General features: G+C 57.2%; 20 protein-coding genes and 2 pseudogenes. 16 read left to right on the forward strand and 6 right to left on the reverse strand.

Going from position 1 to position 23,985, the window contains the following annotated elements; all coding sequences use genetic code 11:
• The first annotated feature begins 5 nt into the window (after window positions 1–5).
• Window positions 6–914: an ABC transporter substrate-binding protein gene (locus tag RBH10_RS24620; RefSeq protein WP_281039496.1), complete on the forward strand. Its 909-nt coding sequence runs from the start codon at window positions 6–8 to the stop codon at window positions 912–914.
• A gap of 381 nt (window positions 915–1,295) precedes the next feature.
• Here RBH10_RS24620 and RBH10_RS24625 read toward each other — a convergent pair.
• Window positions 1,296–1,466: pseudogene (locus tag RBH10_RS24625) on the reverse strand (IS6 family transposase); the annotation flags it as partial.
• Window positions 1,467–1,866: 400 nt separating this feature from the next.
• On the opposite strand from RBH10_RS24625, the gene RBH10_RS24630 reads away from it, so the two are divergent.
• The 10 genes from RBH10_RS24630 to RBH10_RS24675 all read left to right on the forward strand — a co-directional run bounded on the left by RBH10_RS24630 (window position 1,867) and on the right by RBH10_RS24675 (window position 14,241).
• Complete coding sequence (locus RBH10_RS24630) at window positions 1,867–3,174, forward strand: TadE/TadG family type IV pilus assembly protein (protein ID WP_281039497.1); 1,308 nt, start codon at window positions 1,867–1,869, stop codon at window positions 3,172–3,174.
• Between the two features lie 518 nt (window positions 3,175–3,692).
• Complete coding sequence (locus RBH10_RS24635; protein ID WP_281039587.1) at window positions 3,693–5,615, forward strand: methyl-accepting chemotaxis protein; 1,923 nt, start codon at window positions 3,693–3,695, stop codon at window positions 5,613–5,615.
• Window positions 5,615–5,812, forward strand: coding sequence for a hypothetical protein (locus RBH10_RS24640; protein WP_281039498.1), 198 nt, complete (start codon window positions 5,615–5,617; stop codon window positions 5,810–5,812). Before RBH10_RS24635 ends, RBH10_RS24640 begins: the two co-directional genes overlap by 1 nt.
• 373 nt (window positions 5,813–6,185) lie before the next feature.
• Complete coding sequence (locus RBH10_RS24645) at window positions 6,186–7,139, forward strand: cyclase family protein (protein ID WP_281039499.1); 954 nt, start codon at window positions 6,186–6,188, stop codon at window positions 7,137–7,139.
• Window positions 7,140–7,827: 688 nt separating this feature from the next.
• Window positions 7,828–8,490 (forward strand): NAD(P)-dependent oxidoreductase, encoded by a 663-nt coding sequence (locus RBH10_RS24650; RefSeq protein WP_281039500.1) that lies wholly within the window; start codon window positions 7,828–7,830, stop codon window positions 8,488–8,490.
• Between the two features lie 269 nt (window positions 8,491–8,759).
• Window positions 8,760–9,722: a TerC family protein gene (locus RBH10_RS24655; RefSeq protein WP_281039588.1), complete on the forward strand. Its 963-nt coding sequence runs from the start codon at window positions 8,760–8,762 to the stop codon at window positions 9,720–9,722.
• Between the two features lie 74 nt (window positions 9,723–9,796).
• Window positions 9,797–10,102 (forward strand): hypothetical protein, encoded by a 306-nt coding sequence (locus tag RBH10_RS24660; RefSeq protein ID WP_281039501.1) that lies wholly within the window; start codon window positions 9,797–9,799, stop codon window positions 10,100–10,102.
• A gap of 47 nt (window positions 10,103–10,149) precedes the next feature.
• Window positions 10,150–10,779: an exopolysaccharide biosynthesis protein gene (locus RBH10_RS24665; RefSeq protein ID WP_281039502.1), complete on the forward strand. Its 630-nt coding sequence runs from the start codon at window positions 10,150–10,152 to the stop codon at window positions 10,777–10,779.
• A gap of 695 nt (window positions 10,780–11,474) precedes the next feature.
• Window positions 11,475–12,152, forward strand: coding sequence for a TetR/AcrR family transcriptional regulator (locus RBH10_RS24670; protein WP_281039503.1), 678 nt, complete (start codon window positions 11,475–11,477; stop codon window positions 12,150–12,152).
• Window positions 12,153–12,579: 427 nt separating this feature from the next.
• Complete coding sequence (locus RBH10_RS24675; protein WP_281039504.1) at window positions 12,580–14,241, forward strand: MFS transporter; 1,662 nt, start codon at window positions 12,580–12,582, stop codon at window positions 14,239–14,241.
• Between the two features lie 78 nt (window positions 14,242–14,319).
• Here RBH10_RS24675 and RBH10_RS24680 read toward each other — a convergent pair whose 3' ends face one another.
• The gene (locus tag RBH10_RS24680; protein ID WP_281039505.1) at window positions 14,320–14,760 is read right to left on the reverse strand and encodes a MaoC family dehydratase; all 441 of its coding nucleotides are present in this window, start codon (window positions 14,758–14,760) and stop codon (window positions 14,320–14,322) included.
• A gap of 194 nt (window positions 14,761–14,954) precedes the next feature.
• Here RBH10_RS24680 and RBH10_RS24685 point away from each other — a divergent pair, with 194 nt between their 5' ends.
• The 5 genes and pseudogenes from RBH10_RS24685 (at window position 14,955) to RBH10_RS24705 (ending at window position 19,418) form a co-directional block, all read left to right on the forward strand.
• Window positions 14,955–16,625, forward strand: a complete 1,671-nt coding sequence (locus RBH10_RS24685; protein WP_281039506.1) for an AMP-binding protein — start codon at window positions 14,955–14,957, stop codon at window positions 16,623–16,625.
• Window positions 16,615–17,385 carry an SDR family NAD(P)-dependent oxidoreductase gene (locus RBH10_RS24690; protein ID WP_281039507.1) on the forward strand — a complete coding sequence of 257 codons (771 nt, stop codon included), beginning with the start codon at window positions 16,615–16,617 and terminating at the stop codon, window positions 17,383–17,385. Before RBH10_RS24685 ends, RBH10_RS24690 begins: the two co-directional genes overlap by 11 nt.
• Window positions 17,386–17,408: 23 nt before the next feature.
• Window positions 17,409–17,642 (forward strand): annotated as a pseudogene (locus RBH10_RS24695) (enoyl-CoA hydratase/isomerase family protein); the annotation flags it as partial.
• A gap of 98 nt (window positions 17,643–17,740) precedes the next feature.
• Window positions 17,741–18,214, forward strand: coding sequence for an enoyl-CoA hydratase/isomerase family protein (locus RBH10_RS24700; RefSeq protein WP_306181012.1), 474 nt, complete (start codon window positions 17,741–17,743; stop codon window positions 18,212–18,214).
• A gap of 34 nt (window positions 18,215–18,248) precedes the next feature.
• Entirely contained in the window at window positions 18,249–19,418 is a 1,170-nt protein-coding gene (locus RBH10_RS24705; RefSeq protein WP_372339813.1) for an acetyl-CoA C-acyltransferase, read from the forward strand.
• A gap of 359 nt (window positions 19,419–19,777) precedes the next feature.
• Here RBH10_RS24705 and RBH10_RS24710 read toward each other — a convergent pair whose 3' ends face one another.
• The 4 genes from RBH10_RS24710 to RBH10_RS24725 form a co-directional block, all read right to left on the reverse strand.
• Window positions 19,778–20,638 carry a DUF1989 domain-containing protein gene (locus RBH10_RS24710; RefSeq protein WP_281039510.1) on the reverse strand — a complete coding sequence of 287 codons (861 nt, stop codon included), beginning with the start codon at window positions 20,636–20,638 and terminating at the stop codon, window positions 19,778–19,780.
• Between the two features lie 116 nt (window positions 20,639–20,754).
• Window positions 20,755–21,369 carry an urea carboxylase-associated family protein gene (locus RBH10_RS24715; protein ID WP_281039511.1) on the reverse strand — a complete coding sequence of 205 codons (615 nt, stop codon included), beginning with the start codon at window positions 21,367–21,369 and terminating at the stop codon, window positions 20,755–20,757.
• A complete protein-coding gene (locus RBH10_RS24720; protein ID WP_281039589.1) occupies window positions 21,369–22,406 on the reverse strand; it encodes a P1 family peptidase in 1,038 nt (345 codons plus the stop codon). The genes RBH10_RS24715 and RBH10_RS24720 overlap by 1 nt, the downstream gene beginning before the upstream one ends.
• Before the next feature lie 91 nt (window positions 22,407–22,497).
• Window positions 22,498–23,949 carry an amidase gene (locus tag RBH10_RS24725; protein WP_281039512.1) on the reverse strand — a complete coding sequence of 484 codons (1,452 nt, stop codon included), beginning with the start codon at window positions 23,947–23,949 and terminating at the stop codon, window positions 22,498–22,500.
• Between the last annotated feature and the right edge of the window lie 36 nt (window positions 23,950–23,985).

Raw genomic sequence — 23,985 nt, forward strand, 5'->3', positions numbered from 1 at the left:
TATTCATGACGATCACAATTAAATTGGCGGGCGGCGCGCAGGGGTTCAACTGGCTACCGGTCTTCGTCGCCGAAGAGCAGGGGCTGTTCGCGAAGCGCGGGTTGAAAATTGAATATCTGCGCTTGGGCAGCGTCGATAAGGCGACAACCGCGGTCGTGGAAGGCGAGGCAGATCTCGCGATCACACCACCTGAAGGTGCAGTGGCAAATTACGTCAAGGGCGGCGAGCTGCGTGTGGTGGCATCGAACTCCAACCGCCTTCCCATGTCGATCGTGGCAGGCGCTTCGATCAGATCGATCGCCGAACTGAAAGGTAAGAAAATCGGTACCTCGTCGCTCACCGAGGGTACGGCGATCTACACCCAGTTGCTACTTTCCCGCGAGGGGCTCAAATATCCCGGCGACTACGACTTCGTGCTCTCGGGCATCCACACAAAGCGCTGGGAAGCGTTGCAGTCTGGCGAGATCGATTGCGCACCGCAGCCGGCGCCATGGAATTTCGTGGCTGAACAGGCGGGTTACAACCTGATCGGCGAGATCAACGACGTCATTCCGGAAATCCTTTTTGCCGCGCTCATCGCCAATAAGAGATGGCTTGAAGAAAATAGTGAAACCGTCGGCAAGCTCCTGGAAGCGCTCGGCGAAGCTTATGTGATCGCCAACGATCCCTCGAAGGAGGAGATCACGCTGCCGATCTTCCAGCGCATCACCGTCCCTGACGATCCAGGTCTGGCTCGGCGTGGGTTCCGTTACATGCGTGACATGGGTATGTGGCCGCAAGGCCTCGCCATCCCCGCCAAAGCGCTCGAGACCACCATCGACCTGATGATCCGCGCCGGTCTGCTCGATGAAGGAAATCGGACATCGGCTGCCGGCGTTTTTGACCACTCTTATCTCCAGAAGGCGGTTGGATGACGGTTGCTACTTTGCCTGGGGGAAGGCATCGCAATTAGAGAGGTCGCGTCGCATAAGCGGCCCTCCAATCGACGGCTTTCATAGCGCAAGCCCGATCGGCTTTGCGAACGGCGGAGGGACGCGTCAGAACGTCCGTCTGCCGAAGCAGACCGACAACTTGAACTGGGACGCTCCACAGTCTATCGGGAAATTCTCGCAGGTGCTGGCGTTGTCCCCGGCCTCTGCGCCTCATCGTTCGCCTTCAATGGCTGCCTGGCCAGCATGATCGATGAGAACAACGCCAGCATGCCCTTCCAACTCGCCGCCACCTCAGTCGTCAGGCTCTGTTGCAAATTTCCATTTTGGCATAATGGCCGTTGGTTGGTACGTCGATTTCCTGGCAGCCTCGCGGTTTTCGAGACTCTGAGTGAGCAGTGCTACCGCTTTCGTCAGCGCGCTTGGTCCGATGCCGAAAGCACGTTCAACAATGTGTACTTCTCCACGGATGTCGCCCGTTAGGTTGAAAATCGCAGCCTGTCCTTTGCGCAAAGCGCGCATGACCTCGAAACCTTTGTCGAAGTCCGCCGATTACACATCGACCTTGTTGAACACGGCCGTCTTCAAACTGCGAATCCACCCTTCAACCCGGCGGCAGCCTGAAAATGACGCCACTTGAAATCGCTCATCAATAGTCTCGCTGAATCTTCGGCGCTCTTTCGGACACCAACGGGATTTTTGCAACAGAGCCGGCCAAACTCACACTAGTTGTACGCCGTGCGACAGCTATCCTTCATCCCGCAACGAGGAAGTTGCATTTATGGGATGGGTGGCAAGAGTTGTGCGATGAGCGCAGCCTATATCCGAGATGTGCGCAATAGTGAAAGCAGAGTGTGAACCCTTCAAAGCAGTCTATGCAAAATTAATTATCCTCGACGAATGCCTGCTGTTCCACGGATAGATCGGCAGAGGCGACATGTTGCGAGACTTACATTCCTTCACAGTAAATAAGGCCCGCACTTTTGGTGTGAAATTGTCAGGTTTTCCTATAGGGCCGCTTGCCAGAACCTCCTTGCATCTTCTCCGAAACAAGGAGGGAAATATTGCGATCATGACAGCGCTGGTATCCGTTGTCTTACTCGGCGCAGCCGGCGGAGCAATGGATTTTGCTCATGCTCTCAGTGTACGGAGCAGCCTGCAAAGCAATCTCGATGCAGCTGTTCTGGCCGCAGCCAGGGAACCAAAAAATATGCAGATTGTCACGGCCAAGCAATTCTTTGATGCCGGACTTGTCTCGATGACAGGATATGCGGCTCGTGCTGAGTTTACGAGCGACAAGGACGGCGTTATCTCCGGGCGGGCGGAGGCTTCACTGAAAACGTCCTTGCTTTCCATACTGGATATCAAGGAGATCCCGGTTTCTGTTCGAGCCGCCGCCGCAACGACATCCAATGAACCGTCGGGAAACAATGCGGCCTGCATTTTGTTGCTTGAGGAGAGTGTAAATGGATTTTACGTCAATTCGGGCGCGGGAATTCGCAAGACCGACTGCGAAATTCATGTGCGCTCCGCTGCGTACCCGGCGGCAACTTTCACCGATGGCGGCAATGGGCTGGATGTGGCACGCATTTGTGTCAAGGGAGCACAGGTTTCCTATAACAATCAGCTCAACCCTGCCGTGGAGAAAAATTGTAGCGTTGCAGCAGACGGCCTTTCCGAAAGCTTGCCCGAGGTCAGGGCGCTTGGGTGCAATTCTCAATTAGGCGGGCATTTACCGGACAATCTGAACACACACAGGCTTTCTCCAGGCATTTACTGTGGTTGGACAAGTGCCAACGGATCACCAAGGATCGAATTGAAGCCTGGACTCTACGTCATTAAAGACGGAGGCTGGAGTTTTAATTCGGGAACGACGCTCGTTGGGGAAGACGTTACTCTCTATTTCGCAGACACCTCGAAGATATTCTTCAACGGCAATGTCAACATCGACCTGTCGGCGCCCAAGACCGGCCCCTACAAAGACATCCTTTTCTTCGAAGCTCCCAATCTCGCGCAATCAGACCTGTTGTTCAACGGTACCAACGATGCAAAACTCAATGGGATCATTCATATGCCAAGCAGAAATGTTCATTTCAATTCAACTTTTGCAATGAACAACGACCGCACTGCGATCGTTTTCAATCGCATGAGCATGGATGGTACCAATTGGAACATAATACCTCTCACGAGGGTGCCGTCCTCTGGCGAAGCCGGACGTGGTGGAGGGGGGCGGCTTGTATATTAGGCGTGGCTCGCGCGTCATCTGAAATCCTGCGCCCTCACCTTCCGGCTATCGATATGATCGGAGAGATCGACGATATCGGGCGGCTTTTGACCTTTCGGCCCTTGAAACACGTTCACGCTATTGAAGGGCGAGAGAATTGGCCCACCTGATCCGCTAGTAATCGCCGCCGGGGTACCTGCGAACCCGAATTTGAAAACTCCGAGGGAGTTTCGGCACATTAAACGGAAGTCGCTTGCGCAGTGACTTTCGTAAGCATGTGATCCCGTGAAACATTCGAGGCTTTCATCCCCAGCAGTGTCCATTTCTGGCAATCTCTATCCTCAAAAAGCGCGCTTTACGTGTGCGGCGGGATTCGAGAGGAAACCGTTAACCATCCTGGCGGTTTCATCGCGTGCGTCAAAGCCCGCCGCGCTCGAACGATCGACCTGTCACACCAACGAGATGTTTTAGCGGATGAACCGGGCTACTCAAGTGGGCGATCCAAAGAGCATCGCTGCGTAGTAGTGAAAGAATTTGAAATGAAGCGACCAAGTTTAAAATTCTCGTTGATCGGCATCGTTGCCGGGATGTTTCTCCTCGCTGCCAGCCTGTCCTGGGTCTCGATCAGCTCGATCCGTGAAATCGACACCAACAGCGCCGAAATCGTCGCCAACTGGCTGCCGAGCGTCGAGCGATCGAAGGAAATGGACACCGCCCTTTCCGATATGCGGATCGCCTACATGCGCCATGTTCTGGCAACCAATGCCGACGAAAAGGCGGTGGCGAACAATTTGATTGCGGACGAAAGGGCGCGTTTTGCCAAGGTGATCGACGACTATTCCGCTCTGGTGAGCGAGGGCGGCGAAAAAGCCGAATTGAAAAAGATACGTGACGGCATTGAGAAATATCATGCCGCAGGGGCTAGGATGGTGGCAGCCTCAGCCGAGGGAAAGTACGATGAGGCGAAAGGGCTCATTTCCGGAAAGATGAGGTCCACCGCAAACGAAATCGCGAACTCGATCGATATCATCACGGGTATCAACAAAGAAGGCGCGGCGAGATCCGGGGCGCGCAACCAGGCGCTTTTGGAGTATTCGCTGAACCTGGTCTACATCCTGTGCGCGGTTGCACTTCTCGCCGGCACTGCGGCCATCGCCTACTCCATCACCGGTATTGCCAATCCAATCACGCGGATCACTGAGGCGATGGGCAAGCTTGCGCAAGGCGATGCGGGTTCGACGATTCCCCTGCTCGGTCGCCAGGACGAGATTGGCGCAATGGCTGCGGCCGTGGAAGTGTTCCGCCAGGCCTCCATCACCAATGATCGTCTTGAAGGTGAAGCCCATGCCATGCGCGAACACCAGGAAGCGGAACGGGCCGCCGTTCAGAACCGCACAGACATGGAAGCCGAGCAGTTGCGCTTTGCCTCCGAAAATCTTGGCGCCGGTCTGAAGCGCCTCGCATCCGGCGATCTCGCATTCCAATTGACAGGAGCCTTCGCACCGGACTACGAGCCCCTGCGCAATAATTTCAACCTGTCTGTCCGCCAGCTTGGCACCGCCCTTTCGGCGATTGCCGAGAGCATAACCACGATGGACAACGGCACCCGCGAAATCGCCTCGGGCGCCCAGGACCTCGCCGGGCGGACCGAACAGCAGGCCGCTTCGCTCGAGGAAACCGCCGCCGCGCTCGATCAGATCACCGTCAATGTCGGGTCCTCGACGAAGCTCACCGAAGAAGCCCGCATAGTCGCAACGCAAGCCAACCAGAGCGCTGCAAAATCGGCCGAAGTCGTCTCCCATGCGGTAGAAGCGATGCGCCGGATCGAGGAGAGTTCGCAGCAGATCTCCAACATCATCGGCGTCATCGACGAGATCGCGTTCCAGACTAACCTTTTGGCGCTGAATGCCGGCGTCGAGGCTGCGCGCGCCGGCGACGCAGGCAAGGGCTTTGCCGTGGTGGCTCAAGAAGTGCGCGAACTGGCTCAGCGGTCGGCCCAGGCCGCAAAGGAAATCAAGGGACTGATCCGGAACTCATCGACGGAGGTCGAAAGCGGTGTCAAGCTGGTGCGCGACACCGGAGAGGCACTGAATGTCATCGGTGGCTTCATCGGCGAGGTCAACAGCCACATGAACGCGATCGCCGTCTCGGCGAAGGAACAGTCGACGGGACTGGCCGAGATCAACACGGCGGTCAATTCGATGGACCAGAGCACCCAGCAGAATGCGGCGATGGTGGAAGAATCGACCGCGGCGGCTTCGAGCCTGGCTCAGGAAGCGGTCAAGCTGCGCAATCTCGTTGCCGGCTTCAAGCTCGAGGGGGCTACTTCCCAGCCGCGCGCGGTGGACCGAACCAGCCGGCCGGCCGCCTCTCCGGCCCGCGCGCTTAACAACAAGCTCGCCGGTGCCTTTCGCGGCAGAACCGCGACCGCTGCGGCAACGCAGGAATGGGAGGAGTTTTGATGAGCAAAGTCATTCCATTTCCCTCGAACCGAGCAACCACAACGAGATGCACAGATTCCGTCGGATCAAAGATTTCCAATAACTTCGACGAGCTTCTGGCGCTGAAGAGTTTCGAGGACGCACGCGATCAAATGCAAGGCATCGTTGCTGATCTGATGGCTATCTGCGCAGCGCTGGAAACACAAGCTCTCGGGTAGGTCTCAGAGTGGACAGACACGAGCGCATTGGTGGGAGCGAATCCTGTCGTCAGTAGGATCTAGCCTGCTGGGTGAAACGCGTGGCGCGCCCTGATCGACTGTTCGCCGGGAGGTCTTAAGCGGTGGCGGCTAATAGCATTGCGAAAAGGTCCCAGGCATCCGCAATTGATGGACCGTAATTGGGGGATTTGGACTGGATTTCAGCCGAATGGACTCACCGACGCTTAGTCACCTAACACGTCGGGCGCATAGGCCGCTGGGATCACGAAGCGCTCTCGAAAGAGTGAACCGCAGTTTCTTGAACTGTGCGTCATAAGATACTAATTGGTATTGGAATACTAATTAGTATCTTAAATGAGAGCGGAGTTTGCTTATGAATTTGAAACGCACCATTCTTGCGTTGGGACTATCGGTAACAGGAGCCATGCTTGCGGGGCATGCGGGCGCAGAGACGCGTTACCTCGATCTTACGCACCCCATTCCAACCTTTGAACCGTTGGAGGGAAAGCCGACAGAAGCCGACTTGACCAAGCCTCTTGGAGACAGCAAACCGATTCCAAGTTTTTTCCCCCAGGCAGTGTTCGAGCCCAGTACCAATCCCATGGATAGTGGCCACTTCTATCGAGGCATACTCAGGATCGCCGAACATCACGGAACACACGTGGACGCTCCCTCGCACTACGTAAACACCAAAGAGACTCTTGAAAAAGACGCTGTTCCGATCAAATTCCAAAGTGAACTTACGTTGAAGGATTTGACAGGACCGATCGTATATATCGATATCAGTAAGCGGGTGCAGAACGAGCTGGACAAAAATAACGGCGTCCCCAGCCCGGACATTAACAAGACGAACTTCTCTGAAAGCTCTGAAAATAACGTCACTGTATCTGACATTAATGCGGTTGCGGACAAACTGCAGGATGGGTCCTGGCTCGTCGTGAACAGTGGTTGGGACAAGTTTTTTGTCGGACAGGACCTGGCGACCTCGCCCTATGTCAACGGCTGGAATTTCCCCGGCGTCAGCAAGGCAGCTCTTGACCGCTTGATTGAAATCGAAGACCAGAAGGGATTTCGTGTCAACGGAATCGCAACAGACAATCTCGGCATTGACGCGGGAGAGACGGAACGCGGGGAGGGCGATCAGTGGAACAACTCTTACCACTCCCATGTAAGGGGCCTGCAACGTGGTTGGAAGTTCGTTGAGAACATCGCAAATCTGGATTCATTGTCCGCAGTAAACGTCGACGATTGCACGATGATAATCGGCGCGTTGCCGATTGAAGGCGGCAGCGGAAGCCCGGCTCGCATCATCGCGGCATGCAACTGATCCACTTTACCGTACTCTCCAGCGGACGAAATCTCCGCTGGAGACGATAGCACCAGGACTTATTGTGCGCGTAAGATCGTCACCGAGGGGGCTGCCGTAGTGGCTGGCGCATCCGTGAACCTCGCCGCCGTCATCCTGATCGGGATCTAAGCACACGTTGCCTTTGGTCACGATGTTCTTGGCCCTGTGGCCCACGCTTTCGTGGCCGAGGGGCCGTTGTCGCGAACACGGCGTCGGGCAGCAGATGGCCGCCGGCCATGCCCGGAGACGGTGCTCGCAGGCACATTTGGCTCGCCGTCCTTTCCAGATGGGACAAGCATGCATTTGCACGCCCGTCAGCAACAGCCGGCATATGCGGCCTAGGTTTTCGCCATCACGGTTAGCGACTTCCACCGCTTAGCTGTTAGGACACCAATGCATCTCATTCCTAGCTAGGCTCAGGCTCAAGCCGAATACCCCATCTGAGCCTAGCTCCGCTGCAAGCATCCGAACAACACAGCACCAACACGGAGGAGTCGGCACCTCGGGGCCGAAATCATGAAAAGTGGCACAAGGCTTCCTCCTTGAGTTCAAGCTCGGCGGAAGGAGTTCGTTCTGAGCCGCTCGCCTTCGGCCTTGAAGCCCAATCCACCACACGCCATCTGTCGAAGAGACAATCAACATATGCGTCAAAGGTCAGGGGTCAAAAATGAAAATAGCTATCCTGGGAGCAACGGGAACGACCGGCGGACTTGTGCTCGACGAGGCGCTGGCCGCCGGGCATAACGTCATCGCGTTCGTGCGCAATCCCGCGGCGGTGGCGCCACGCGCGGGGCTGACGGTTGTCACCGGGTCGGTCGAGGATGAGGTTGCCATGCGAGCAGCCTTCAAGGAAGCTGATGCAGTTGTCTCATGCCTTGGCGCCCGGATGACCATCGGAGGCATGTTCAGCGGAACCAATTTCCAACGGCTGGTACTTCCAAAGATCATTGCGGCGATCAATGAGGCAGGGGTGAAGCGCTTCGTCTTGATGTCGTCCTTCGGCGTTGGCGAAACGGCGACCAAGGCATCGCTTATTCCCAGGATCTTATTCTACACTGTCATCGCCAAGAAGCTGTTCGACGACAAGGCCATTGCGGAACAGGCACTCTCCCGCTGTACGGCGAACTGGACAACGATCTATCCGGTGGGCCTGAAGAAGGGCCCGGTCGACCCGAGCTGGGATCTCGTGTCGCTGGATAAGGTCCGAAACGTCCCTGGCATCCCCACCCTCAGCTTCGCAAGCGTCGCCAAGGTGCTTGTCAGCCTGGCTCCTGATCAGACCCAGAGCGGGCAGAAGCTCCTTCTGACAACGTCGGGTGGATGGCGATAGCCTCTAAGCGACTGAGATCGGTCGTCAGCGACCTCACTCTCTATGGCTGATTAAACCGAACTGGGCATGGTGACGTTTAGCTCGCAGCAAAACCAGAAGACATCAACCAGATATCAACCCCTTGAACTACGAGAACAGGACACCTATCTGCGCCTCAACCCGCTGGTCCGGGCCCCTCTGGTGAGAGCCGCCGGCGCTCTTTCGATGTCGGACCTTTCCGACATCTCGTGCCGACAGAGGTTCCTTTCTTGGAAACATCTTTATTTTTCATGGAGTGGCTGGGAAAGCCGCTCTGGATGTGGGCAGGCTTCATCGCTCTGGTCATCACCATCCTGTCATTTGACCTTGGAATCTTGCGTAAGGAAAACAAGGAAATCGGCGTCGGTGAAAGCATAAAGCTTTCGGCGCTCTACATTTCCCTCGGCCTCGCCTTCGGCGGCTGGGCTTGGTGGTACCTCGGAGCTGATTCCGGCCTTGCCTACATGACAGGTTTCGTCATCGAAAAGACCCTGGCGCTCGACAATGTCTTTGTTATCGCCCTGATCTTTGCTTTCTTTGCCGTCCCCCGCCCCTATCAGCACCGGGTACTCTTCTGGGGTATTCTCGGCGTGATCGTGTTACGTGCCATCATGATTGGTGTTGGTGCGACGCTCGTGGCTGAATTTTCGTGGCTACTTTACGTGTTTGCAGCGTTTCTCATTCTCACGGGTATCAAGATGCTTGTGATGAAAGATGCAGAACCCGATGTTTCCAACAATCCTCTCGTCCGCTTCATGCGGAACCGGTTCAACGTCACCGACGCGCATCATGGCGATCGGTTCTTCGTGAGGCAGGCCCATCCGAATACCGGTAAGACCGTCTGGTTCATTACCCCACTCTTCATGGCCCTAGTGCTGATTGAAGTGGCCGACGTCATCTTTGCCGTAGACTCGGTTCCCGCAATCTTCGCGATCACCACTGATCCCTTCATCGTCTACACCTCCAACATCTTCGCCATCCTCGGCTTGCGTGCCCTTTACTTCGCGTTGGCGGCCATGGTCCATCGCTTTAAATATCTGAAGCCTGCCTTGGCCATTGTGCTGGTATTCATCGGCTCCAAAATCTTCATTGCCGACATGCTGGGCTTGGAAAAGTTTCCCGCGCCCCTCTCGCTCGGGATCACCTTCGCGATCATCACAAGTGGCGTGGTCTGGAGTCTGCTCAAGACGCGCGACAAGGCGAATAACGCCTAAGCTGGCGACGCACCTGCCCATATGGCAGGTGCCTTCCGCTTCATCCCCCAACTAACGTCCAACGAGGAACCGACATGGTCTCCAATCTCATCGCATGGCTCTTTGCCACTTTCGCCATCGGACCCCTCCAGGCCGAGTTCGAGCAATACGCAGCAGCCGCAAATCTGCCGCTGGAGATCGTCCAGCAATCACGGACCTGTTTGTCATCACAAGTTCCGCTGCTGGTGCAACGTGCATCGGAGGACAGTTTCTGGACCATCTCCACCATCGTCGGCATATCGACTGGCCGGAGCAACCCGGCAGACCTGCTCGACAAGGACAATCCGGCTTGCGCTGCCGTCATCGGTCTCTTTGAAGACAAGGCCGCTGATGCTACCTGATAAATTGCAAGGCAGATCATTCTCCGAATTTGGAATGGCGAAATCACATGACTGAGGCGACAGCCGGCGCATCACGACAGGAAGAGATGGCATCCGTTCGCTTGAAAGAACTGGCACGGCTTGCGCAATTGCAAGGCGGTGTCAGCTTAGGAGACATGTTATCCAATCTTGGCCGGACCAGCATGGCCTTCACCATTCTATTTCTCGCACTGCCTGCACTCTCGCCGATACCTGGGCCTTTCGGGATGGTATTCGGGAGCGCACTTGCCCTTGTTGCGGTGCAAATCGCCATGGGACGCCAGACGCCGTGGCTTCCGGCCTTCCTCAGCCGGCGCCGATTGTCGCCAGCAGTGGTGGATCTCGTCGTCCGCTACAGCGTCCCGATCATTGCCCGAGTCGAGGCATTCGTTCGCCCTGGCCGCTTGGCAGTCTTCACGGGTAGAACGATGCAGTGGCTGCTAGCATTTCCGATCTTCGTCTTGGCGGTTGCTATTGTTCTGCCAATCCCGTTCGGCAACTATCTACCGGTTCTTGCACTGATTTTAATTTCCGTCGCCCTGATGGCAAGAGATGGACTTGTAACTCTGGTTGGCCTGATCCTGTGTGCACTCGCATTTGCCGCCACCGCCGGATTGGCGCAGATCGCTTTTGCGAGTTTGAGTGCCCTTGGCTCATGAGCATGCTTCTGGCTGTCCCTGGATATGAAACCTCAGAAGGCTAACCGGGCACCGCCAATAGCGTTGTAGGAGTGCAATTTCAGTACCCCGAAAATATCCGCGCCGAGCTCGCCGCCGTAAATGTCAACATTTCCGATAGCGTCATCCCGCGCGCCGGCGTTCGGGCCGAACGGCTCGACTTCAATTTCTCGATGCACGGAACTGCCCGTTGGGAACCGACCCGCGTCTACACCGACGGTACGAAAAGCTCCATCTAGCCTAGATGCCGTAATGGGCCGACGCTTCCGAATATGCCACGCTTTGCGGCCGCCTCACCGAGCTATCTGCAGCGCTTTCGGTGAAACCCAAGATCATGCTCGCCAAGCTTGGACAGGACGGTCACGACAGAGGTGCAAACCCCTCGCGCGGAATCCATCATATTTGTTACGACGTGGAGGAACTCTCGCAAATGTCTGTAGCCTCAAAAAATTTGGTGTGCAGCTGCTCGGATCAGGCCGGCCAGAAATCGGGGCGCATGGAAATCCTGTTCTGTTCGCCCATCCATCCGATCTCTCGGGATTCCTAAGCGAATTCGAGGAAGTTCCAACTGCTAAACCCCGCCCATAAGACACCTCTATCCCGCAACTGCAGCACTTGACGGCACTGAACCGGTCCGCCCATATAACCTCAAGAGACAACCGAGATCGGGTCGCAAAGTGCACAAGCCTATCCAGACGACAACAGCAACCCGATCCACGCCAGTCGCCAATGACGGGGGCTTCCTGCCAAGCATCGAAATTCCGAACTATTCCTCGCACGAGATACGCCTTATCCGAGGAACGTACAGGGCAATGGCGACGATAGGAACCCAGCAGCTGTCGTTGCGACGGATTGCGAAAGAGCTCGATGTCAGCCCTGCCCTTATCGCTTACCATTTCAAAACGCGAGAAGCGCTGATTATGGAGACGATGAGGTGGGCTCTTGCGGGAACGGTGCGCCGCATCGCTAAAAAAGTGGCCGGCATCAACGATGCACGCGAGGCATTCTCTGCTCTGATGGATGGGGTTTTCCTGGATCCCAAGGCAAGCCGGGACTTTCATTTGATCTATCTCGACCTCGTCCAGTACGCGACACGGGAATCCACCTTTGTCGAACTTTCGGATCTTCTGCGCACGCATATCGATGGCACTTACGCCACCGTCATCCTGCAGGGAGCGCAAGCGGGAATCTTTCAGGTGGACGACCTGAATGTAGCGGCAAAGCGTGCCCGGGCAGTTGTCGAAGGAAGCTTTATTCAATGGCTTCAAGACAAAGACTGGGAAAAAAACTACGCAGTTCTTCGCGAAGATTGTGAGGCGGCCCTGCTCAAGCTGTTTTCACCCGCCATTTACTGATCCGGGCCTCCGGCTGCAAGCCGCGACCAGCCGCACCCATCCCCTTTCTTTTCAGCCTAACGCATCCCCCGTCGCAGACCGGCGCCCGTTTGCCGCATGGTGATGACGGGACCCGTGGGCGCGGCCAACAAAACGACTTGACAAGTGTTCAGCCCCAAATAAGATTACTGAACAATTGTTCAGCCTGTTTCTGGCTGCGCGATTTTTGAGGGACACGGCGGAGTTTTTCTTCTGTCCGTTCGGGGAAACTGATCGATGCGCGGGACCGCGAGGGACGCAGAGATCAACCATTAAACTGAAACAATGGACGGCTGAATAGCTGGCCGCGCGGCCGGGATCGATCCCCGCGGCGATGGACGGGCGTGCCTTCAACCTAAGGCGAGGCATCGTGGGATGCCTCAGTTTGATTAACTGACGGGAGGATCAGATGACAACACATGTCGAAACCATGCCGCACGCGGCAGGAATATCTGCGAGGGACAAGAAAGTCATCGTCGCAGCATCACTCGGTACTGTTTTTGAGTTCTACGACTTCTTTCTGATCGGCCTTGTCGCGACGGAGATCGCCAAGGCATTTTTCTCCGGCGTCAATCCAACCGCGGGATTCATCTTCACGCTGCTGGGTTTCGCAGCGGGCTTCATGCTCCGGCCTTTCGGCGCGATCGTCTTTGGCAGGCTGGGCGATCTCGTCGGAAGAAAATACACATTCCTGGTGACCATCGTGCTGATGGGCGGCTCGACCTTTATTATCGGCCTCCTGCCTGCCTATGCGACGATCGGCGTCGCGGCCCCCATAGCGTTTGTAACGATGCGCATGCTCCAGGGCCTGGCACTTGGTGGTGAATTCGGAGGCGCGATGGTCTATGTCGCGGAACATGCGCCGGCGAACAAGCGCGCCACCTACACGGCCTGGATCATTATGACGGCCGCGATAGGCTTCCTTCTCGCAGTTGCCATTATCATTCCGCTTCGCCTGGTGATGGGTCCCGACGCCTTCACCCTCTGGGGTTGGCGCGTGCCGTTCCTCATCTCGATCGTGCTGCTGGGCGTTTCGCTCTGGATTCGTCTTAAGCTCGACGAATCGCCGGAATTCAAGCGCATGAAGGCTGAAGGCAAGGCATCCAAATCTCCGTTGGCCGAAACCTTCGGCACGTGGAAGAACGTCAAAATCATCATCATCGCCGCGCTGTGCATCCTGCCCGCTCAGGCAGTCATCTGGTATACGGGCCAGTTCTATACGCTCTTCTTTCTGACCAAGATCCTCAAGGTCGAGAACCTGACAGCAAATCTGATGCTGATCACGGCCACAGTGCTGACTGCTCCACTGTACGTGCTGTTCGGAAAACTGTCCGACAAGGTAGGCCGCCGGCCTGTCTACGTGACCGGGTATCTCCTTGCCGCGATCCTGACGATACCGGCGTTTCAGGGGTTGACGCATTTCGCGAACCCAGCGCTTGAGAGTGCGCAGGGCCGGGCACCGATCACCATCGTTGCCGATCCGCAGGATTGCTCATTCCAGTTCAATCCGCTTGGAACGGCGAAATTCACCACGTCCTGCGACGTCGGCATCAACGCCGTGACAAACCTTGGCTTGAATTACACGAGCGACGCGGCGGCGGCCGGATCGACGGCTCTCGTCAAGGTGGGCGACCTCAGCATCTCGAGCTACTCCGCGGATGCTTCAGACGCGGCACAGCAGAAGACGCGTCTTGAAGCCGAACTGAAGCAGGCCTTGACCGACGCCGGCTATCCGCTGGGCAATGCCGATCCGGCGAGCATCAATGCTCCCGCCATCATTGCCCTGCTCTGCGTCCTTCTTGCTCTGGGGGCAATGGTCTTCGCACCGACGACGACCTCGCTGCTGGAAATGTTTCCGTCGCGCATCCGCTACACCGCGATGTCGTTCCCTTACCACCTCAGCGCAGCATGGTTCGGCGGCTTTCTGCCCGCCACCGCGTTTGCCATCGTCGCTGCAACCGGGAATGTCTATTCGGGCCTATACTACCCTGTCTGCATAGCGGCGGCCTGCATGGTGCTGAGCCTCATCTTTGCAAAGGAAACGCTCGGGACGGACATCTCGAAGGGCTGACCTGCACGTTAAAAGCTGGCGAGCCGGGTACTACCGGCTCGCCTTTTGCGTCCTTATCGTATGGGCCAAGGCGATGCGTCAGGAGCAAAGTATCGTGCCGGCTGCCAGCACATGGACTATTCCTTCTCTGAAAAGGGTCCCCGTGACGTGTATCACGTCACCGCCGAGCTTCGCGTTCGGCTCAACCCTGGTCACCGTCCAGACGACCTTCATTGTGGCTCCGGCGGGGACCGCCCGTCTGAACTGGAAGCTGAATTCCAGCCCCACACCCTCTCTGGTCCGCGTCATCTGGTCTGCAACCACCCCCATCATCAAGGCCGTAGAGTGCGTGCCGCTTGCTATGATGCCGCCAAATCGCGACCCCGCGGCGACCGCATTGTCGTGATGAAGCGGATTGGTATCGCCGGCCGCAATAGCGAAGTTGCGGATCGAGTCTTCATCGAAAAGGAACGTCTTTTCAAACGTTTCTCCGGGAATGAATGTCGCTTTGACATTGGACGAAGGCATTGAGCCAGACATGGTAAAATATTTCCCAGCGGCTGTGTCGGATACCTGGCCAAACAGTTGGCTTTTAGGGTTTGGGTAGAAATTGAACCGTCTTCTTGTCGTAAAAATTTGATGACTTGACAAGTGTTCAGTGAATTTCGTAGCGTCCTGAACAGTTGTTCAGTTCAATGTGGTTGAGTGGAGTCGACCACGCACGGGAGGATTATATGAGCACTGAAGCCAACACCCTCGCTCGGGTGCACGAACTCGTTGCAACATACACCGACGCCAATTTCGACGTCGCCTGGCACCTCTGCGACCGGCACCCGCCAAGCGCGGTGTCACACACCATAATTTTGAACGACCTTTCCTCAGCCACCCTGACCTACGGCGAACTTCGCACCGAATCCGAGAAACTGGCGGACTCCTTTCTAAAGCTTGGAATTGAACGGGGCGACCGGATCGCGACGCTGATGGGCAAGGGCCGGGCCTACCTTGTCACCATATTGGCGATCTACCGGATTGGCGCAGTCCATGTCCCGCTCTTTACCGCGTTTGCGCCTCCTGCCATCCAGTTCCGGATTGAGTCCTGCCATGCCAAGATGGTTGCCTGCGACGCTTCGCAGAAGGAGAAGCTGAAATCGGTGGCAGCCGAATGTGCAGAACGGCCCTGGACGATCATGACGACAGGTGTCCCCGAGGCTGATGAGCTTTCGTTCGAAAGCCTTGTATCCAACGGGCAGCCGGGCACGGCAAGCGTCGCAGTTGGTGGAAATGGCGCATTCATTCAAATCTACACGTCTGGAACAACCGGGAAACCAAAAGGGGTCGTCGTCCCGGCCAAGGCGTTGGCTGGTTTCCATGCCTACGCGGAATTCGCGCTCGACCTGCGGCCAGATGACATCTTCTGGAACTCCGCCGATCCGGGGTGGGGTTACGGCCTCTATTTCGGGGTACTCGCGACTTTCTGCACCGGAACGCCGTCAGTTCTTCTTTGCGCTGGCTTCTCTCCCGAACTGATCTTCGACGTGCTGTCGAAATTTCATGTTACCAATTTTACGGCGGCGCCGACCGTATACAGATCGCTTCTCGCATCCGGCATAACGCCGCCGTTGAACGATCTGCGGTGTGCAAGCAGCGCCGGAGAGCCACTCACCCCCGAGGTCAACGCCTGGAGCAAAAATGCACTGGGCGTTCTCGTACATGACCATTTCGGACAGACAGAAGCCGGGATGCTCGTCAACAATCATCACCATCCTGATCTCAGGCGCCCTCTGAAGTCCGGTTCCATGGGGCTGGCCATGCCCGGCTGGAACCCGGTCATCCTGCATCTCGACAGGGACGAAATCGCCCCGACAGGAGACGTCGGCCGGCTGGCCTTCGAGCTGAGCGAAAGCCCCTTCGCCTGGTTCACCGGGTACGTCGATGAGCCGGGGAAATCGCGCGAGAAGTTCGCAGGCGACGGACGATGGTACCTGTCCGGAGACATGGCCAAGATAGACGACGACGGCTACGTCTACTTCAGCGCCCGGGATGACGACATCATCATCATGGCCGGGTATCGGATCGGCCCGTTCGAAGTGGAATCCGTTCTCTCCTCCCATCCAGCTGTCGCAGAATCTGCAGTCATTGCTGTTCCCGATACGGTACGCGGAGAAGTTCTGGAAGCAGCCGTTGTCCTCCACATGGGCCAGGAACCTTCGCGAGAGCTGGTAAAAGAACTGCAGGCACATGTAAAAAACGGGTTCGCGGCGCATGCCTATCCGCGGCGGATACACTTCGTCGAAAGCCTGCCAAAGACCCCTTCCGGAAAGATTCAGCGCTTCGTTGTTCGCCAGCAGGCGAAAGAAGGCACGTTGGCAACATTGAACATCAAGGAAACAGTCGATGCGAATTGAGGGTAACCTTTGCGCCGTGACTGGCGCGGCATCCGGTCTTGGAAGGGCGACTGCAAAAGCTCTTTCCGATGCCGGCGCAAAGCTTCTCCTGCTCGACCTGAACAAGGACAGGCTTGACGACCTTCAAACCGAACTGGCGCCCGGCACCAGCTGGGGAGCGTCGGTAGATGTGCGTGAGGCGGCTGATATCGACAGGGCCTTCGAAGAAGGTGTCGAGAGATTCGGTCCTTTGCGAGCGGTCATAAGCTGCGCGGGGATCGCGTCTTCGGCAAAGATCGTATCGCGAAACGAACCACACGATTTCGACCTATGGCGCAAGGTTATCGACATCAACCTCAACGGCACGTTCAATGTGATGAGGCTGGCCGCCGCCCGAATGGTGAAGAACGAACCGCTTGGCGAAGCGGACGAACGCGGCGTCATCATCAACACCGCCTCGGTCGCCGCCGAAGACGGTCAGAAGGGACAGGCCGCATACGCGGCCAGCAAGGCAGGCGTTGCCGCCCTCTCCCTTCCGGTCGCCAGAGATCTCGCCGAACACGCCGTTCGCTGCGTGGCTGTCGCACCAGGCCTGTTCGGCACGGAACTGTTCGAGCAGATTCCCGAAAAGGGGATCGAAGCCCTCAAGAGAGCGCTTCTCTATCCCTCAAGGATGGGCTTGCCGAGCGAGTTCGCCTCTCTGGTCAAACATATCGTTGAAAACCCCTATCTCAACGGCTCGCTGATCCGCCTCGACGGCGGCGCCCGTCTTCCGGCCTGAACTGCAATGAGGATATCCGCTCAATGACTGACGCTGCAATTTCAATCGAGACCGACCGCGGTCGAGTGCACTTGAATCCGATCTCCGAGCGCGACGGCCGGATCGTCTGGATTACCCTTTCGCGCCCTGAACGCGCCAACGCGCTCGATTCAGAGACGTTGCGACAGATCCTCGACGCCCTGGATCTGGCCGAAGGCCAGCCCAATGTCGAAGCTATCGTTCTACACGGGGCCGGTCAGCATTTTTGCGCGGGCGCCGATCTCAGGGAGCTGCATTCCGATGGTCCGGCCGGTGTCAGGCGGCTGCTGAATCTGTTCCGAGAGGTAACGACCAGATCGAGAGCTCGCACCTGGTCGTGGTTGCCGCCGTGCACGGCGCCGCGCGAGCAGGAGGCCTCGAGATATCCCTGGCATGCGACCTCGTACTGGCTGGCAGATCCGCCACGTTCGGCGACGCCCACCTGTCGAAGGGCCTGCTGCCGGGTGGTGGCGACACCGCTCGCCTTCCTCGCGTCATCGGCTGGCAGAGAAGCAAATGGATGATTCTGAGCGCCGAGGCGATCGATGCTGAAACGGCCAAGGACTGGGGCCTGGTGTTTGATGTTGTAGACGATGCAGAGCTTCTGACCGTCGCCGAAAGCCGGGCTCTGCGGATGACACGCGGAGACCCCAAGACAATTGCTCAGGCAAAACTGTTACTTTCAAAGATCGGAGAGGGCACATTCAGCGAAGCGCTCGAAGCCGAAATCGCAGCCCTTGAAGTCCATTGGCACTCGGACTCGTTCCAGAACGGCGTCGGTGGTTTTCTCTCGCGCAACCAGTCCAAATGAACAACGTTTCCGGCAACATTTCAAGGAAATGACCATGCAAGAAGAACAGGATCCCATTGTCATCGTTTCGGCTGCCCGCACGCCGATCGGCTCATTTCAGGGAGCCCTGAAATCATTCCAGGCTCCTGACCTCGGCGGCACGGCCATCAAGGCAGCCCTAGACCGAGCCGGGCTCTCGCCGGATGCGGTCGATGAGGTCATGATGGGATGCGTGCTACCAGCCGGGCTTGGACAGGCGCCGGCGCGACAAGCTGCACACTATGCCGGCCTGCCGTGGTCGGTACGCTGCTCTACCGTGAACAAGGTCTGCGGTTCAGGCATGAAGACAATCATGATGGGCACGGACATCCTGGCCGCGGGCGATGCCCGTTTTGTGGTCGCGGGCGGCATGGAAAGCATGTCGAATGCTCCCTACCTCCTGGAGAAGCATCGAGCGGGCGCTCGCATGGGACATGGCAGAGTGCTCGATCACATGTTTCTCGACGGGCTGGAAGATGCCTATGATCGCGGCCGTTCGATGGGAACGTTTGCGGAAGAAACGGCTGAGGCCTACCAGCTGAGCCGAGACCAACAGGACACATACGCAATTGAAAGCCTCAGGAGGGCGAACAGGGCTATCGCGGAGGGAGCCTTTGCCAGCGAGATTGTAAATGTCGGCGACGCCACATACGATGAGCAGCCCAGCAGGTCAAAACCCGAAAAAATTCCGCAACTGCGCGCAGCTTTCAAGGAAAACGGCACCGTGACGGCGGCCAGTTCAGCATCGATCTCGGACGGCGCGGCAGCTGTGCTCCTTTCTCGACGTTCCGTAGCGGCGGATCACAAACTCCAACCACTCGCCTATATCCGCGGCGCATCGGGTTTCGCCCAGGAACCAAGCCTCTTTACGACCGCACCGATCTTTGCAATCAAACGGCTGTTGGATAAAGTCCGCTGGGATGTTGAAGATGTCGACCTTTTCGAGATCAATGAAGCATTCGCGGTCGTCCCGATGGCTGCGATGCGGGAACTCAACATTTTCCACGAAAAGCTGAATGTAAACGGCGGCGCTTGTGCGCTGGGCCATCCGCTGGGATGTTCCGGTACTCGCGTCGTGGTGACATTGCTTGCAGCGTTGAAGGCTCGCGGCCTGAAGAAGGGCGTGGCTTCCCTTTGTATCGGCGGTGGCGAGGCAACCGCGATCGCTGTCGAGCTGGTCCAGTAGTCCGCGCCCGGAGTTCCTGATAAGATGCATAGAAGCGGATGACGATCCGTAGAACACGAGCTTCAATAATGGTCATGTCCAAATGGCTTAACTTAGGGGCAGTTTTGCCAATTTTCCATCGACCAGAGATGTGTTCCGTCAACTGATGCAAACAGAACGTGACGCACTCATCATCCCGTTTCCCTGATCTGGATCGATGCTCGTCGCCGCTGCTACAATCAATTTCCTGAGCGTTTACCTTGGTGAAAAATAACCCATTATCTAGCAATCACCTCTACCCTTCCAGTACCTGCCTGCGAGCGATATGAGCGCTTCAGGAAAAAGACAGGACAAGGCGGTCTGCGTTTCGGACCTTGCAATCATCGCCCGTGAGTACCGTCATAGCCGCTAATTGGCGGTAGCGCCCAGCCTTTCGGTAGGCCCCTAGCCTTGTAGATTTCCACAACCATAGGATAGCACTTCGCCATATCGGAGGAATGCTGCGCCGAACAATCCCCGCCCGGGCAGGCCGAAATGCAGCCGAGAAGATCAATCTCGGCGAAGAATTCGAGATAGTCGCCCGGCCTGACCGGGCTCGCCTTCATGAAATACTGCCCCGTATCGCGCGTGAAGCCCGTGCACATGAAGACGTTCAGCACGTCATGCACGTAGACCTCCGCCTCGCGAGATGACATGCCGGTCTTGTCTGCGAAGGCACGGGTGAGGTTCGAGTGGCAACAATGATGATACTGCCCGCCATGGCTCAGCAAATTGTGCGTATACGGGTCGCAGCGCGTACCGATCACGTCATGCACCGCGCCACCAAATTCGTCGCAGCCGTACCAATCCAGTGTGTCATGCGTGATGGTAGCGATAGGACGCAGGTAGGGGAAATTGGAAAACAGCTGATCACCAAGCCCGACGTGGGTGCCGTTCAGCGCCCGCGTCTTACCGGTATAGAGCCGTTCATTCAGATCATTGGCGTTGAACAGGTTCAGATCCCCCACCTGCGGCCCCTCACTGCAGACGATGCGGCAGAAATGCCCAGCCGGCATTGCCCACGTCGCCGCCTCTCGCGGAGGCACTACAACCGTCTCGATAAGCTCCAGATCGTCCCGAAGTACCCGGTAAGCCGCCAAATCGGGCCGGGGCAGCGTCTCGACCGGATAGCAGACCAGCGGCTTGATTGCCTTACGCGCAGCAGCATCCGCGGGTGCCGTGGTGATCGGATTGGGTTTCATGAAATCCTCACTATGGAGCCGTCAGCCGGCACCCTTTTCTGCGCACCACGCCGGAGCCGGTTTCGCGCCGTGCCTGCCTAGAGTTTTGATTGCAACACTTGAAATAGCGGCCTGCATCATCGGGTGTCGACCGACACAGTGACAGGTCTCGCCGACCCATCCCCTCCATTGGTCGGATAACAATCATCCGGACATGCAGACATGATGACAAGCAACGGGCGCAAGGCTTTGAGTTCGACCGCCCCACCGGGAATGAATGGCGGACGGCTGTACTCGATCGTCCCGTCCGCCGTCACCAAAGCACGCATAAAGAGGTTCCACGGCTGCGGTAGAAGGTAGGGCGGCCAATGGGTATCGGACGTATTGTGAAAAAAATTGGACGCGCAGTTCGGATGCCCCGGTTCGCGACCGAACTTGACATACATCCGGCTGCTGCAGGCGGCGATCAATGTGTCATGTTTTCCATCAGCGGTATCTGAGACATATTCCAGAAGAGGGATGTACCGATTGGAAACAAGAACGTCGCCCGGCTCGAAATAGATTTTTCCGAGGACCTCGCGACAATGCTCCATCGACAGATATTCGGCCTCACCATCAAGCGCAATGCACCAGAAATCGACGACCTGCGTGCCTTCGTCGTTAATGACGCGAATGAAATCGCCCTCGTTGAGACGAACGGAGCGGCCCTCTTTCGGTGGAATGACAAATGTTGTCTGCTGATTGTTCGCCACTATGATCGTCTCCGCACCATTGCCTGCACCTTTTCTGCATTGAGGGCATCCACCCGTCTTCCGAGCTTGCCCTCGACCGGGTCAGCAGCAAGCATGGAATTCAGCACCGCCTCCTCGACACAGTCGACGGTGGCCAGGAAAAGCTGATCCACCAGATCGTTGCTAAGATAGGTGGCTTCATTCGTTGGTTTTTCCGGAAGGATTCCGGGATCGTTAGCCGTCGTGAATGCCAGGAAGATGTCCCCGGAATTGTTGCTGGATGGCGTGCCGCCGCGCCCGATGCCAAGGGAGGCTCGACGTGCAATGCGCTTCAGCTGATGCGGCAGAAGCGGCGCATCAGTCGCCACGATGACGATTATGGAGCCTCGTTCCGTCGAGAAGATACGATCGGACGTATCCGCCTCGTCAAGTCTCATTCCATCGATCCGCAGCCAAGGACGAAGGCCATGGTTGGCCTGCACCAGAACACCGAGGGTGAAGCCGCTGCCCGAAATAGAAATCTGCCTCGAGGCCGTTCCCGTGCCGCCCTTGTATTCGTAGGCGATCATGCCAGTTCCGCCGCCGACACTGCCTTCCGCGATGAAGCCGGAGGTCGCCGCCTCGATCGCGACTACGGCGTCGGCCTCGGTCACGACCTGGCGGGCAATGTCATTCAGCCAGCCGTCGTAAGTCTCGGCGACAACCGGCAGATACCAGGCGCCGTCCCGCAGAAAATCCGGGAACCGGGAAACCATCCATCGCACCGCGGCATGGTGGCATATTCCCAGAGAGTATGTGTTTGTCAGCAAAATCGGTCCGATGAACCAGCCCGCCTCGTCGATCCAGTGCGTGCCCGTCATCTCACCGTTACCGTTCAACGAAAACGTGCCGGCAAGCAGCGGATGGGTCAGCGCCTCCCGCTCGCGTGGCAAGATAGAAGTCACACCGGTCATGATACCGTTAGCGGGATCGCGCAACGTGGAGTAACCCACCCGAACTCCAGGAACGTCGGTGATTGCGTTAGCGGGACCGCATATAGATTGACCGAACAAGCCCACATCTCGTGAGCGTCTGCGAATATGTAATGACAAACTCCAACCTCTCAAAATATCCCAACAAGAAACGCCGGTACCCGGCAGGATTCGAGCACTAGCTCGCTGACCGGCTGGCGTGGACAGGTGGGCGACGACTGTTCCATGGAAGCACTTCTTCGAAAAACGCCCCAAGCTGAAGCAACGTCATCTCATCCGCAAACGGCGCGACAAACTGGACGCCAACGGGCAGGCCTTCATTCGACCAGTGCAAAGGCAGGGAGATCGCGGGGTGTCCTGTCGTGTTGAATAGAGGCATGAAAGCGTCAATTCCGTTCATTTTTCTGCTCCAGGCGGCCGCATCAACCACGCCTTCCGGATCACACTGTACATCGCCGATCAAAGGTGCCGTGGTCATGCAGGTCGGCGTGACCAGCAGATCATACCGGCGGAAGAAGTGGCCGACGCTGAGATTGACGTCGTTGAATACGGCGAGCGCACCGAGGATATCCGAGCGAGAAACCGTAAGGCCATGGCGATAGAAGCTCAGCGTGGACGATTGCAGATTGTCCGCATCAGGTCTGCGGCCCAACTGTTGAGCGAGATCGTCAATGGCAAAGGCCGTGTTGGCACACCAGAGGTCGAGCGTCGCCTTTGCAAAATCCTCTTCTACAAACTCCGGACGGGCTTCCTCGACGGTATGCCCCTGCTCTTCCAGAATGCGCAGGGCCAGGAGTGTGCCGTCGCGCGTCTCTCCGCTTGCCGGTTCACCGCTCCAAGATGTGGTCGTGTATCCGATACGCAATTTTCTTCTCAGTGGATGGAGCGATTGGGTGAAGGTTTTGTCTGGCTGTAGAATGCCATAGGCATCACCTGGCGCCACCCCGAGTGTGGCATCGAGTGCAACCGCACTATCCCTCACCGAGCGAGTCAATACGAAGTGGACAGCCATCCCACATAACGGTTCATCCGGCAGCGGGGCCTGGGAGATGCGGCCGCGGGTCGGCTTCAAGCCAACGATACCGCAATGGGCAGCCGGACTTCTGAGCGAGCCTCCGCCATCGCTTCCCGTCGCCATGGGCACAGCTCCCGCTGCGACCATGGCAGCGGCGCCCCCGCTCGATCCTCCAGGCGTTCTCGTCAGATCCCAGGGATTACGCGTCACACCGGAAATTCTGCTTTCCGTAACGGAAGAGAGGCCAAACTCCGGCGTTGTGCTGCGACCAATACTGGTCACGCCTGCGGCGAGAAGTTTTCTTAGAAATTCGCAGGTGAACGGCGAGACGTAACCTCGCGTCATTTCGCTTCCCATTTCGAGTAGCGTCCCCTCTTCAGGGGTCAGATCCTTGTTGAGAACTGGAACCCCTTGGAGGGGGCCAAGCTGAGGCGCTGCGGAAGACAAGCGCTCGATGCGGTCTTCGTGCAGGGCAACGACGGCGTTCAGCTCCGGATTCAACGATTTGACGGCACTGGCAGCAGCCTGCGCGAGTTCCGCAGCCGTGACCTGCTTGGTCCGCACGAGATCGGAGAGCACAACAGCGTCCATTCCGCTATATTCGGAAACATTCATGGAGTTCTTCCTGATTTAATGTAAGGGCTGAGGTTT

Source organism: Rhizobium sp. AN73, from assembly GCF_030757975.1.
In the GTDB taxonomy this organism is placed as follows: Bacteria; Pseudomonadota; Alphaproteobacteria; order Rhizobiales; family Rhizobiaceae; genus Agrobacterium; species Agrobacterium arsenijevicii.